This window comes from Burkholderia sp. AU45251, from assembly GCF_030482905.1.
GTDB lineage: Bacteria > Pseudomonadota > Gammaproteobacteria > Burkholderiales > Burkholderiaceae > Burkholderia > Burkholderia aenigmatica.
Genome location: NZ_JAUJQH010000053.1, coordinates 1 through 12,402 on the forward strand (window position 1 = coordinate 1; position 12,402 = coordinate 12,402).

Sequence of the window (12,402 nt, forward strand, 5' to 3'; positions counted from 1 at the left end):
GCGCGACCAGATCAGGTCGTGCGTACCGTCCTCGCCTTCGATCAGGCGGGCATAGACCGGAGCCGGGAACGAAGGATCGTCGAGGGTCACGGACTTGTATTCCCGCCCGGCCTCGCTGGTCTTGTTCCACGCCGCGCCGATGTCGTGGCCGGCGGCTTGGAGGCGGAAGTCGGGGGCGTTCTCGCTGCTGCCCTTGTCGTTGGGAACCAGCTTGACCTTGACGTTGAGCGTCAGGGTGCGCAGCGTGCCGGTGAAGCCGTCTTTGTCTGCGGTGAAGGTGCCGATGTTGGCCATGATGATTTCTCCTTTCGGTTGAACAAGGTTCGCGCCCATCGCGTCCTTGTTGTGATCCGGCCGGCGGGGGACGGGCTGGCTGCACCGCTTGCGGTCGAAACGCAGTGGAGAGCCTGGAGGCGAAAAGAATTTGCTGCGCGAGGAAGCCGCGCAGCGGCGGGGAAATTGTTTTCGCCGGACGGTTGCAGCCATGAAGCCCGAGGCGCAGCCGCGCCCCCGCCAGGATTCACAACGAGACAAGGACGCCTTGGGCCGAACCGCTCCGAAAGAAGATGGGGCCGACTCGGCATCCCCGCCCGAAGGCTTCTCCGGCTCGCCCGCTGACGCGGGCCAGGTCAACCCCGCAACGACAGGCGAGAACGCCCCCGCCATACCTTGCGGCGCCGGTCTTGAGGCGTGGCGTGGAAGCTCCATAGCGATACCGGGCGGGTTGTCCGTGAACCGTCCTTCGTGACGTGATGGGCAGGAACCGCCAGCGTTGAGGACGGCACGCACCTGCACAACCTGCCGCAGCAAGCGCCAGCGTGTTCGCCAGCGTCCCGTCCATCGCGGCGGGACGTTGGGCGGGCCGATCCGGCGCAGCCGGTTCGGCAGCATCGAGGGGCGCCAAGCATCGCGCGGCGGGGATAGCTCGCAGGGCTTTCCCCTGGAGGCAAGCGAAGCGCGCAGCGCCGCAGGCGCGAAGGCGTGAGGGATTGAAGCCGAATGGCCGTGACGGCAAAGACGGCACGGGGCGTAGCCCGAAAGCCCGGCGGCGCTATGCGCCGACACGCCCAGGCCGTTCCAGATTTCTAAGCAGGAAACGCGGACATGCCTCTGATGAAATGGGCGCGGCCCTACGCTGCGAGGTATGCACGCGGCAAGCCGAAAACCGCTGGTGATTCCCGCGCACGGCGGGCGCTACGGCTTGCAGGCCCATACGGGCCTGCCATTACCGGGCGGGAAGCCCGGTCACGTCAACGCCGCCGTCTGAGCTGCCGCGAGGGCGGCGGCGTGCCGATTCGGCTGGTGGCCTTGAACACCGGGCGCGGCCACTGCCGCGCCCGGATTTTGCGTCCACCGCGCCCAGGACGGTACGGCCTGGGCGCGGTGCTGATCGCGGTTATTCCTTCGTCTCGATGAGCCACCACACGGCACGCGGCAAGGCGCGGCCCGTGATGGGGTGAATGTCGGTGAGGTCGGCGCAGGCCGTCCAGCCCGAGGGCGGGCGGTAGCCGCGCACGTCGCCATCGCCGTTCCAACGGCGGGCGCGTACCGTGCCAGCGGCGTAGATCGCCGCCATGCGCGGGCGGCTAATGGTGGTGCGGGTCATGGGGGCTTCTCCTTCCAGCGAAGCGCCCCGGTCGAGGCCGGGGCGCTTGCCTTCGGCGCGGGTCAAGCGGCCAGCGCCTCGGCGGGTTCATCCGCTATTGCCTCGGCATCCTCCGGGGCGTTCTGCTCCGGGCCTGCCTCTTGCGCGGCGTCCTGCGGGCCTGCGGCCTCGAAGATGGCGGGCATCCAGCCCGTGCCATCGGCCAGCCGCTCGGCTTCGCTGGCAATGTCGGCCTTCTTCAACTTCGCCAGCCGGTTGGCCTGCTCGGGTGCGTACTCGCCCACGGCATCCAGAATCACGGCCTTGGAAACGTGCTTGAAGTAGCCTTCTGCGGTCGGCTTCCACCATGCGGCCATGTCGAGGCCCACGGCCTGCGCCAGTTCCTCGCCGGGTTGCTGCACCGTGGCGCGGGGCGTCACCACGTCCACCGTGGAAGCCACGCACACGGCCAGCAGCCGCACCAGTTCATCTTGCGACTTCGCCAGCAGCGCGGCGAACAGTTCGGCGCTGTCCTCCGGCAAGGCTTCACCTGCCACCTGTTGCAGTTCGCGCAGCGCCACGGCAGCGGGCGATTCCGGCCAGTCCGGGGCCATGCCTTCCAGCCGGTCTTGCACCGTGAGGCGCACGCCGAGCGGCAGGCCATCGCCGTAGGCGTCGGGCTGCAAGACAGTCTGCACCATGCCATGCACCAGCGCGGCCAGCGCGACGTGCGGATGCCGCGCGACTTCGATTTGCAGCGCCGCCGTGCGGTGGGCGCTCAATCGCTGCGCCAGCCGATCGGACAGGCTCGCGGCCTTGGGTGCGTCGTCGGCGTCCTCGTGCTCGTCGTTGGCGGCTTCGCCTTCGGCGCTGCCGAAACCGCGCCGCAGCTTTTCCAGCGTGCGCAGCGCCTTGGCCTCGGCTTCGCGCAGCAGGCCGCGATGAATGACGGCCTCGCCGTTGCGGTCGATGGTGACGATGGCACCGGCCACCTCGCGCACCTCGGGGGCATAGCCTTGCAAGGCGTCCTCCGCGTCTTGCAGTTCCCCGACCACCTGATCGCGCCGCTGTTCCAGCTTCTCGGCCTTGTCCTCGTCCTCGGCGTCGCAGGCTTCTTCCAGTTCGGCGTCGATCTTTTCGAGGCGGCTTTCCAGCGAGGCGATGCGGCGGGCCTCGCGGGTGGTCGGCTCGCGGCGATGGCGCGGGGCGTTCTGGAACGCCTGCCGTTCCTCGTAGGCCAGATGCGGCACGGCCTCCACCCATGCCCATCCCTCGGCGCGCACGTCCTCGGCCAGCGTTGCCAGCTTGTCGCGCACCAGCGTTTCCAGCACTGCGGTATCGGTGAGGTAGGTTCCGGCATCGCCTTCCGCGAACAGGTCGCGGCGGATGCCGCCGCCTGCCTGCCGGTAGGTGTCCAGCCCGACGAAGCGCACCAGCGCGTGCGTGGCGTCGATTTCGCGCTCGGTCAGGCGCTCGCGCAGCTTGGACGGGCTGCGCTGCCATTCCGGCGCACCATAGAACGCGGCTTCCTGCGCGGCGTGGTCATCGGTGATGGTCAGGGCCATCAACTGTTCCAGCGTCACGCCACCGGCCCGGTAGTCGGCCATGAGACGCGGCGAGACGTTCGCCAGCTTCAAGCGGCGCTGCACCACCAGCGGGGACACGCCGAAGTCGGCGGCAATGTCCTCGACGGGCCGGCCTTCCTTGACCAGCGCGGCGAAGGCCGCGAACTGGTCGGCGGGGTGCATGTTCTCGCGCTGCACGTTCTCCGCGAGGCTGACGGTGCGGGCGGACGCATCGGCCACCAGCAGGCACGGCACTTCGTAGTCAGTGGGGATGCGCTTCTTCTTCGCCAGCAGCTTCAAGGCGGTCAGGCGGCGGTCGCCTGCCACCACCTCGTAAGCCTCGCCATCGGCGGAAAGGATGACGATCAGGTTTTGCAGCAGGCCGATGCGGGCAATGCTCGCGGCCAGCTCGGGGATGGACTGGCGCGGGGTCGTGCGGACGTTGCGCTTGGAGCGGCGCGGCAACAGTTGCGACAGCGGAACCAAGATCAGGTTCTTGGTCGGATCGGCCACTTCCAGCGGTGCGGCGGCTTCGATGGCGACGGTTTCGGTTTTGAGTACAGCGTTCATGGTGATAACTCCTTGCGGTTGGGATGCAGCAGCGAGAGAAGCGGCAAGGGCTGCTGCCTGCCCCTGCCGCGTGGGGATTCAGGCTTTCAACTGGCGCAGGCCATCGGCCAGCAGCCACAGGGCGCGATTGAGGCGCACGCTTTGGTCGATGCCCTGCACGGGCCGGGTGGTCTGGCGGCGGCCATTCGCGGCGCGGGCGGACAGGCCGCCTTTGGTCAAGTTCTCCTGCGTGCGGTTGAACACGCTCCACAGGTCGCGGCGGTCGTCGTCGTGGCGACGTGGCATCAGGATTTGCGATTCCGTGATGGGCGCGGGCTTGTCCTCGTCGTACTTCAACGCCAGCGCAGCGCGGGCGAACACTTCGGATTCCCCGGCGTCGAGCGTGATGGCGCGCATGGCATCGCGCGATTCCTGCGCCCGGTCGAAGCCGTGCAGGACTTCGTAAGCGCCTTCGATGACGTGCCCGGCTACGTCGCCCTTGTGCGGCACGCGCACGTCGGCCACGGTGTCGCCGCAGACAAGGCCATTGCTGCAAACGAAGCGGAACATCCCGGCCAGCATCTGATAGCTGCTGGTGCCGTCATGGGAGTTCAGCAGGATGATTTCGTTGGCCTCGCGGCCGTTGATCTGGCTGGCGTGGCGCAGCCGGATCATGTGCTTGGTGTAGTCGCGGCGGTCGTCGTGGCGCACGCGGGTTTGCGTCACCATGAAAGGCTCGAAGCCTTCCCCGCGCAGTTCTTGCAGCACGGTCGCGGTGGGGATGTAGCTGTACCGCTCAGAGCGGCTTTCGTGCGGGGCGTCCGCGAAGATGGACGGGGCCACGGCCCGGATTTGGTCGTCGGACAAGGGACGTTCCGAACGCAGCACCGGGGAACGGGAAGCGAAGCGGGATGCGAGTTGCATGGCATTTCTCCTGACAAAGAAAAAAGGGGTTGCTGTTCACCGCACACCGGATTCCTAGATTCGGAAGCCCAGCCTTTCGGCGGTTCGGTGCGGTCGGCACGAGGAACCCGGTTGGCCCTGTTGCCACCGTCTTTCCTGAGTTCATCGCCCGCGACGGTCAGAGCGCGCGGACGGGGGCCGTCAAGGAGGCAAGCGCAGGGTTGGTGCGGCCCGCAGGCGCAGCCGAGGACACGGCCCTGCGCGCCTTGACGGCACACGGCCGCGGGCTACAGTCGCGGTGAAGGTGATGAAGTCAGGGGAGACGGTTGGACATGGCAACGGCCCCTCAGCACGCCGACAGCACGGCAAGCGAAGCGCGCAGGCCCGGATCTAGGAATCCGGGCCGGAGGCGTCAGCCGAGCGGAGCGAGGGAACGATGGAAGCCCGTCAGGGGCGAGACGCCGCAGGCGGCTCGATGCGCTACGCGCACGACAGCGCGACCGGCCATGTTTCTTGGCCGGGGACGCACGGACTCCAAGGCTCGATGTACAAGCTCATGCGCCAGTCATCGGGAAACAGGTTCGACAGCGGCTGCTGCGGTCTGGCCGATCCGGCGCAGCCGGTTCGGCGGCCTTTGAGGGGCGCCAAGCTCCGCGCGGCGGGGATAGCCCGCAGGGCTTTCCCCTGGAGGCAAGCGCAGCGCGCAGCGCCCCGTCAGGGGCACTTAGGCATCACGCCGAGTCGTCAGGACGCAGGCTGGATTCCGCAACCGGCATCCAAGGCGAGGTCGAGTTCAGGTAGTAGCGCCTGCCACGCGCATACAGCCCCGAAGGCTCGGTAGGCTGGTAGAACCCGGTGACGCGGCGCCGGAACTGCGCGCCAAACTCGTTGGTGTAGATCACCGCGTCGCCGATCTTGAAGCGCAAGGGCTGACCGTTCTCCGGCGCGAACGGCTTGAGCGCATCGTGTTGCGCCGTGATTTCGATGATGTAGTCGTGATGGCTGCTCATGGCATTGATCTCCTGCGAAGGTTGGGAAAGCGCAAGGAGCGCCTTGCGGCGCTCCAAGGGCTGGTTCAGACGACGACACGCCCGACCAACCGGGCATCGCGCGCGTAGGCGCTCAACCGCTTCTCGGCGCGGAAAGACAGGTCGCGCTCGATCGGCAGGCCCAGCCTGCCGCGCACGGTCGCCAGCTCGCCCAGGCTGACCCAGCCGATTTCCGGCATCCCCAGGCCCAGGTCGCAAAGACCAAAGGCGTGGTCGTGGTCGTGGTCATCGGGATCAATCTCGGTCAGCAGCCAGGTCGCGCCGGCATCCGGCGTGAACAGCTTGACGACGGGTGCCGGATCGAAGTCCGGGTTCTCCAAGGATTCGCGGCCGTTGGCCAGCAGCACGATGCGCTGCTCGTCAGTGATGAGTGCGTTGTTCATGGTGAACTCCTGAAAGGTTGCCGGGCGGAATTGCCCGACCCTTCCGGGGCACGGCGCAGCGCAAGCAGTCAGGGGTCAACGACGGCCGCCAGGACGCAAGCGCCATCGGCGCGCAGCCCTTGACGGCGAGAACGCCGTGGCACGATGAAGGGGACAGCAAGACCGCCTCCCTCGCACCTCCACGCACGCGGTTTTTGGCAAGCGAAGCGCGCAGGCCCGAATAGCAATCCGGGCCGGAGGCATCAGCGATGTGAAAGGCGGGCAGTTCTTAAATGCGCGCCCAGTCCCGGTGCAGATCGTCAACGATCATGGGATGACGGTGCCCGCCTCGGTCTGCATGTTCGCGCAAGTGAGGATGATCTGGCGGTAGATCAGGGTGATCGTGGGCGATGTCGGAAGAATCACTAGCGGGCCAGAGCCACAGCGCCAGTCCCACTCCGACAAGACCAATCAGCGACATGATGATGAAGGTCGATTGCAGCCCAAAGGCAGCGCCGAAGCGACCGGCCAAGGGATAGCAAATGAGCCAACACGCATGGGACAGGGCGAATTGCGCGGCAAAGACCGCGGGGCGATCCTCGGGATGAGCGGAGCGGCGCAACAGCCGGCCGGAAGGTGTTTGCGCCACGCTGTAGCCGAAGCCGACCACCAACCAGATCACCACCAGAACGGCATAGGTCGGAATCATTGCCCCGGCTGCCGTTCCCACAACCAGCATCGTCGCTCCCGCAATCATGACAGGTCGATCAGCAATCTTGTCGAGCAGGCGAGGCAGCGCGAAGGCCGCAACCATCGACCCGCCTCCGAAGGCCGCCAGCGCCCACGCTACCTCGGATTCGCCCAGGCCGAAGCGTGCCTTCACGATGACCACCGTGTTCACGATCACCATTGACCCCGCTGCTGCCACAGCGAGGCTGATCGCCAGCAGACCCCGAAGGCGCGGCGTGGCGAGGTAAATGCGCGTGCCCCGCGTAGTACGATCCCATATGCCACGACACGGGCCGGGAACGGTTGTGGGAAGCCTCACGCTGACCACAAGCGCGGCTGACACGAGGAAGCCGAGAACCGTTCCGGCAAACAGGTTGTGGAAGCTGATGACCGTCAGTAGCGCGGCGGCCAGCATCGGGGAAATCAGGCTTTCCAAATCGTAGGCCAGCCGGGAAAGCGACAGTGCTTTCGTGTACTCGTCTTCGTCGGGAAGGATGTCCGGGATAGTGGCTTGAAAGGTCGGCGTGAAGCCTGCGGACGCCGCCTGCAAGACGAAGATCAGCAGATAGATTTGCCAGATTTCGCTGACAAAGGGCAGGCAGAGCGCAACGGATGCTCGTACTAGGTCAAGGGCAACGAGCAACGACCGTCGCGGCAGCCGGTCGGCGAACGCCTGCGCGACCGGGGCGACTCCGACATAGGCCAGCATCTTGATTGCGAGTGCCGTCCCGAGTACCGCGCCGGCATTCGCCCCGGCCAGATCGTAGGCAAGCAGGCCAAGGGCCACCGTCATCAGGCCGGTGCCGACAAGCGCAATCACCTGAGCGGCGAACAGGTGACGATAGGTACGGTTCTTCAGGACGGAGAGCATCGGCGGGCCTCAGAGCAGTTTGGTCAGTGCCTTCATTTCGGTCAAAACGGAGTCTTCGTCATGGGCCAGGCAATGGTCGATGTGGTCGTGGATCAGGACGCGCTTTGCGGCCGTCACCGCGCTTTCCACCGCCGCGAGCTGGCGGGCGATGTCGAGACAGGATTCGCCACTTTCGATCATCCCTATGACGTGCCGAAGATGACCATCGGCGCGTTTCAGCCGCTTCACGAGATCGGGATGGGTTGAGTGCTTGTGTGTCGCGTTCATGTGGCAATTGTATCCCCCCTGGGGGGATATGAAAAAGTGCGCCGCCCGCGAAGGAGCGACGCACCGAAGGCCGCACGACGCAATCAGCCCGCCGCCGGCGCTGTCATCGACTGCAACTGCTCGATCACGCCAGGCTCAACGAACACGCAAGCCTGCTCGTCCGCGATCGGCACGTTGAACACCTGCGCGAACACCGTGCGCCGCAGATGGGCCAGCCGGCCCGTCCGGTATGCCTGCTCGGGCTTCATGCGCCCGCCAGCCTGCGACCCGCTGCGCTGCGGATCGCATTCGACCAGCGCGACAAAGCCATCGTCGGCCAGCTTCTGATGCTCGGGGCACAGGCCCCAGCCGGTCGCCGTGTGGCGCTCCATGCTCGCGCGCAGGCGCTTGTCCAGCAGGATCGCGCCGGTGTCGAACGCCGTGCCGCAGACCAGGCAAACGTGCTGTTCGAGGGAAACGTGTGATTTGTCGTTCATGACGGTTCTCCGGTTGCAAGGGCGGAATTGCCCGGAACCGTCGCCCTCACGGCGCAGCGCAGCAGTCAGGGGTCGCAGACGGCCGCCAGGACGCAAGCGCGCAAGGCGCGCGCAGCCCTTGCACGGCGAGAACGCCGTGATACGGTGAAGGGACACAGCAAGACCGCCCCCTCACACCACCCCACGCACGCGGGTTTTTGGCAAGCGAAGCGCGCAGGCGCGGATCAGCGAGCCGGGCCGGAGGCGTCAGTGATGGAAGCCCGACAGGGGCGAGACTCGCGCAGCGAGGCTCGATGCGCAGCACGACAGCGCGACGGCGGTACGCCGGGACGCCCGACTGCTTGGGACAGGACTATTCGTTGTCGGTCTTGCGCTGCTCGATCTGCAACTGCGCCCGTTGCGTTGCTTGTTGCAGCCGCTCCACCAGCACGCCCCTCGGCGGCAAGGCGGTCAGGTACTCGGCGACGTGGATGCCCGACTTGTCCAACTCCAGCAATTCGATCTGCTCGCGCTTCTTGCCGGTGACCTGCCCCCTTCCGCCGTACCACTGAATCGGAAGTCCTGGGGTTGAGGTTAATCGATCTTGTTTGAACTGCGAGCTGCATCGCCAGCGCGCTGGCGATGCAGCTCGGCGAACCTTGCCGGTGGCATGCGCCCCAGGCTGCTATGCGGGCGCACCTCGTTGAAGTCTTGCCGCCACATCGCAATGGCCGCGCGCGCCTGCGCCAGGGTCTGGAACCAGTGTTCGTTGAGGCACTCGTCGCGGAATTTGCCGTTGAAGCTCTCGATGTAGCCGTTCTGCATGGGCCGTCCCGGCTCGATCAGGATGTGCCGGATGCCGTGAGCCTGCGCCCAGGCCATGAATGCCCTGCTGGTGAACTCCGGCCCGTTGTCGGTGCGCACCGCCTGCGGGTAGCCGCGGAAGCGGGCCGCCTCGTCCAGCAGCCGGGTGACGTAGCCACCGGAGATGCCGAAGTCGGCGGCGATCTGCACGCACTCGTGGCTGAAGTCGTCGGCCACCGTCAGGCACTTGATGCGCCGGCCGCTGGCCAGGCTGTCGCTGACGAAGTCCATGCTCCAGACCTCGTTGACCGCTCGGGCCAACTGCAGCGGCACCCGCTCGGCGGCAGGCCGCTTGGCCTTCCTGCGCTTGCGCACCGACAGGTTCGCCTGCCGATACAGCCGCAGCACCCGCTTGTGGTTCACGCCGGCGAACTCCGGCCGCAGCAGGTCGTGGATGCGCCGGTAGCCGAAACGCCGGCGCACATGGGCGATCTCGATGATCTTGGCGCTCAGGGCCTGGTTCATCTCGCTTTCCTCGGGCGGGTGGCGATAGCTGTCGCGGGAGAGCCCCACAAGGCGGCAGGCACGGCGCTCTGACAGGTGAAACTGCTCCACCATCGAGGCAACCGCCGTGCGTTTGGCCTGTGGGGCTAGCGCTTTACCCCGAAGACGCCCTTCAGCGCGTGGATGTCCAGGTGCGCCTCGGCCAGCAGCTTCTTCAGCTTGGCGTTCTCGCTCTCCAGCTCACGCAGCCGTTTGGCGTCGGCCACGTCCATGCCGCCGAACTTGGACCGCCACTTGTAGAACGTCGCGTCGCTGAAGCCGCCTTTGCGGCACAACTCCTTGATCGGCATCCCCGCCTCGGCCTGGCGGATAAACCCGATGATCTGCTCCTCGGTGAACCTGCTCTTCTTCATGCCCGTCATTCTCCTGGTTGACGGACTTCACTAACTTCAGCTTGGTACGGCTGGAAGGGAGCAGGTCACCGGTGCAAAGGATGATCCCCAGCGGCGAGGCTTCCTCCGGCTCCCGTTCGTGCTTGTCCAGCCAGCGAAGATAAAGCTCCATCTGTCCCTTGAAAGCTGCCTTGAACTCGCCGACCTTCAACTCCACTGCCACCAGCCGCCGCAGCTTGCGGTTGTAAAACAGCAGGTCGAGGTGGAAATCCTCGCCGTCGATCTGGATGCGCTTCTGCCGGGCCACGAAGCTGAAACCCGCGCCCAGCTCCAACAAGAACGACTCCATTTCGCGGATGATCGCCGCCTCCAAGTCGCCTTCCTGCCAAGTGTCCCGCAGCCCCAGGAAGTCGAGGATGTACGGGTCGCGCATGACCAGGGCGGGCGACATGCGCTGCGCATCGCGCATCGTCGCCAGCTCGTGCGCGATCGTCTCGCCCGGCTTTTGAGACAGCGCCGTGCGCTCGTACAGCATCGAGTCGATGCGCTCGCGCAGCGTCCGGACGCTCCAGCGTTCGGCGCTCGCCATCTGCGCGTAATAGTCCCGCTGGAGCGGGTCTTTCAGCGGGATCAGGGCGATGAAGTGCGTCCAGCTCAATTCTCGTATCAGTGATACGAGAATCTGCTCGTCGGGGAAGGTGGCCGCGAACTGCACCATGCGGCGCAGGTTCTGCTCGGCAAAACTGCCGCCGTACTCCTTCACCAACTGCGCCGCCAGGGTGGGCAGGACTTCCTTGCCGTAGGCGCCCCGGCGTCCGTCCAAGACGTGCGTGCGGATGCGCTGGCCGATGCGCCAGTAGAGCATCGTCAGCTCGCTATTCACCGTCGAGGCGGCGCGCTTGCGCGCCGCCTCGATCAGTGCCCGAATGTCGCCCAGCAGCGCCGAAGGCGCTGCGGACGATGCTGCGGATGACCGGCGCGTGTTCATGCCGCCGCCTCCGCAAGCTGGCGCGCACCCGTGATGGCTTGGCGGCGGCTGGCCACCAGCTCGGCCGCATCGCGCACCGGCTTGTCCTCGGTGTGGACGTAGTGCATGAACATCGCCACGGTCTTGTGGCCCGTCAGCTTCATGCCCACTTTGGTCGGCACGCCCGAATTGGCAATGTCGGTGGTCGAGCGATGGCGGATGCCGTGCGTGCCGACGTGCGGGACGCCGGCGGCCTTGAGCACCCGGCACCAGCCGCCATAGTGCTCGCCAAAGGTCAGGTGCTTGGCCGGGTCGTTCGGCGATGGCAGGACGTAGGGGCAGCCCTCCCGGCGCGGCGCCGTCGAAAGCAGCCGATAGGCTTCCTCGCTCATGGGCTTGGAAATGCCGCCGACCTTGCTGTCGGGCCACACCACGCGCCGGTTCTCGAAGTCCAGCCAGCTCCATTCGAGCGGGCAGATTTCGGAGCGCCGGGCGGCGAACTCGAATTGCAGCCGGATCGCCAGCGGGATGACGTAGTTCTCCAGCCCCTCCGCCTCCAGCTTCTCCAACTGGCGGAAGATCCGCACCATTTCCTCGTCCACGATGAGCCGGGTTTCCTTGCCCGGCGGGTACATGGGGACGTGGCGGCACGGGTTCGTGCCGTCCGGGCGGTAGCCCCACACTTCGGCCAGGTTGAACATCTTGCGCAGCACGCCGAAGGTCTTGTTCGCCTCGGTCGGCTTGTAGGCCAGTTTCTCCATCAGCCCGGCAATGTCGGGCCGCTTCACGTCATGCACCTTCTTGCGGCCCAGCAGCGGGATGATGTTGCGGTCTATGACGCCCTGATAGCCGTCCTGCGTGCTGGGCTTGTTGCGCTTCTTGGAGTAGTCCTCCATGAACTTCTTGCACAACTCGGCCATCGTGGGCGCCTTGCGCGCCTCGGCCTTGGCGCCGCCGGGGTCGCCGCCCCGGCGAACCTCGGCCAGCCAGTCCTGTGCCTTGACTCGTGCCTGTTCGACGGTCAGCTCCCCGTACAGCCCCAGCGAGGGCTTGCGGGGCTGGCCGGAGTTCGTGCGGTACTGGAGCATGAACACCCGGCGGCCGGTCGGGGTAATCTTGCACAGGAAGCCGGGCACCACGGTATCTCGCAGTTCAACATCCTTGGCCTGGGGTTGGGCCGACTCCACGGCGGTCTTGGTGAGCTTGATCTTTGCCATGATGACTCCTCGGAACAACCCGGATTCCAGGAGCCAGATAGGAGCGGCGCGAGGGAAAACCGGGTCAAGTTTCAGAAAGCACCGGCATATGATGGACGCGCGTAAGTTATTGATAAACCTGCTGTATCTAGCTACGGCGCAGTCCAGCGAACTACCGGGCTGGAGTCATCGTGAAACAAAAAA

General features: G+C 66.2%; 11 protein-coding genes and 2 pseudogenes. All 13 read right to left on the reverse strand.

Annotated features, from left to right (window positions below; genetic code table 11):
- Positions 1–294 (reverse strand): DUF736 domain-containing protein (locus QZM67_RS39285; protein ID WP_301811757.1); only part of this gene is annotated, 294 nt, incomplete at its 3' end.
- A 1,102-nt stretch (positions 295–1,396) separates the two neighbouring features.
- Positions 1,397–1,606 carry a hypothetical protein gene (locus QZM67_RS39290; protein WP_023103965.1) on the reverse strand — a complete coding sequence of 70 codons (210 nt, stop codon included), beginning with the start codon at positions 1,604–1,606 and terminating at the stop codon, positions 1,397–1,399.
- A 62-nt stretch (positions 1,607–1,668) separates the two neighbouring features.
- A complete protein-coding gene (locus QZM67_RS39295; protein ID WP_137884704.1) occupies positions 1,669–3,720 on the reverse strand; it encodes a ParB/RepB/Spo0J family partition protein in 2,052 nt (683 codons plus the stop codon).
- A gap of 78 nt (positions 3,721–3,798) precedes the next feature.
- A complete protein-coding gene (locus QZM67_RS39300) occupies positions 3,799–4,623 on the reverse strand; it encodes a DUF932 domain-containing protein (protein ID WP_017677013.1) in 825 nt (274 codons plus the stop codon).
- 710 nt (positions 4,624–5,333) lie between these two features.
- A complete protein-coding gene (locus QZM67_RS39305; protein WP_023114169.1) occupies positions 5,334–5,612 on the reverse strand; it encodes a hypothetical protein in 279 nt (92 codons plus the stop codon).
- A 65-nt stretch (positions 5,613–5,677) separates the two neighbouring features.
- Positions 5,678–6,034: a DUF2958 domain-containing protein gene (locus tag QZM67_RS39310; RefSeq protein ID WP_137884705.1), complete on the reverse strand. Its 357-nt coding sequence runs from the start codon at positions 6,032–6,034 to the stop codon at positions 5,678–5,680.
- A 268-nt stretch (positions 6,035–6,302) separates the two neighbouring features.
- On the reverse strand, positions 6,303–7,613 hold the full coding sequence (locus QZM67_RS39315) for an MFS transporter (RefSeq protein ID WP_033987201.1): 1,311 nt from the start codon (positions 7,611–7,613) through the stop codon (positions 6,303–6,305).
- A gap of 9 nt (positions 7,614–7,622) precedes the next feature.
- The gene (locus QZM67_RS39320; protein ID WP_003111693.1) at positions 7,623–7,880 is read right to left on the reverse strand and encodes a metal-sensing transcriptional repressor; all 258 of its coding nucleotides are present in this window, start codon (positions 7,878–7,880) and stop codon (positions 7,623–7,625) included.
- 83 nt (positions 7,881–7,963) lie between these two features.
- On the reverse strand, positions 7,964–8,356 hold the full coding sequence (locus QZM67_RS39325) for a hypothetical protein (protein ID WP_023114166.1): 393 nt from the start codon (positions 8,354–8,356) through the stop codon (positions 7,964–7,966).
- A 352-nt stretch (positions 8,357–8,708) separates the two neighbouring features.
- Positions 8,709–8,879, reverse strand: a pseudogene (locus QZM67_RS39330) (DUF1016 domain-containing protein); the annotation flags it as partial.
- Between the two features lie 50 nt (positions 8,880–8,929).
- Positions 8,930–10,056 (reverse strand): IS3 family transposase gene (locus tag QZM67_RS39335; RefSeq protein ID WP_137884706.1). Its coding sequence is split into 2 segments (ribosomal slippage): positions 8,930–9,795 and positions 9,795–10,056, totalling 1,128 coding nucleotides; the frame shifts between segments, so codons are not numbered across the junction.
- 25 nt (positions 10,057–10,081) lie between these two features.
- A pseudogene (locus QZM67_RS39340) lies at positions 10,082–11,023 on the reverse strand (YhcG family protein); the annotation flags it as partial.
- Entirely contained in the window at positions 11,020–12,219 is a 1,200-nt protein-coding gene (locus tag QZM67_RS39345; RefSeq protein WP_023114164.1) for a site-specific integrase, read from the reverse strand. The gene QZM67_RS39345 and the pseudogene QZM67_RS39340, both read right to left, overlap by 4 nt.
- Between the last annotated feature and the right edge of the window lie 183 nt (positions 12,220–12,402).

Bases quoted from the DNA above. Each gene is read 5' to 3' on its own strand.
- QZM67_RS39290 (WP_023103965.1), bottom strand. From the start codon at position 1,606: ATGACCCGCACCACCATTAGCCGCCCGCGCATGGCGGCGATCTACGCC.
- QZM67_RS39295 (WP_137884704.1), bottom strand. From the start codon at position 3,720: ATGAACGCTGTACTCAAAACCGAAACCGTCGCCATCGAAGCCGCCGCA.
- QZM67_RS39300 (WP_017677013.1), bottom strand. From the start codon at position 4,623: ATGCAACTCGCATCCCGCTTCGCTTCCCGTTCCCCGGTGCTGCGTTCG.
- QZM67_RS39305 (WP_023114169.1), bottom strand. From the start codon at position 5,612: ATGAGCAGCCATCACGACTACATCATCGAAATCACGGCGCAACACGAT.
- QZM67_RS39310 (WP_137884705.1), bottom strand. From the start codon at position 6,034: ATGAACAACGCACTCATCACTGACGAGCAGCGCATCGTGCTGCTGGCC.
- QZM67_RS39315 (WP_033987201.1), bottom strand. From the start codon at position 7,613: ATGCTCTCCGTCCTGAAGAACCGTACCTATCGTCACCTGTTCGCCGCT.
- QZM67_RS39320 (WP_003111693.1), bottom strand. From the start codon at position 7,880: ATGAACGCGACACACAAGCACTCAACCCATCCCGATCTCGTGAAGCGG.
- QZM67_RS39325 (WP_023114166.1), bottom strand. From the start codon at position 8,356: ATGAACGACAAATCACACGTTTCCCTCGAACAGCACGTTTGCCTGGTC.
- QZM67_RS39345 (WP_023114164.1), bottom strand. From the start codon at position 12,219: ATGGCAAAGATCAAGCTCACCAAGACCGCCGTGGAGTCGGCCCAACCC.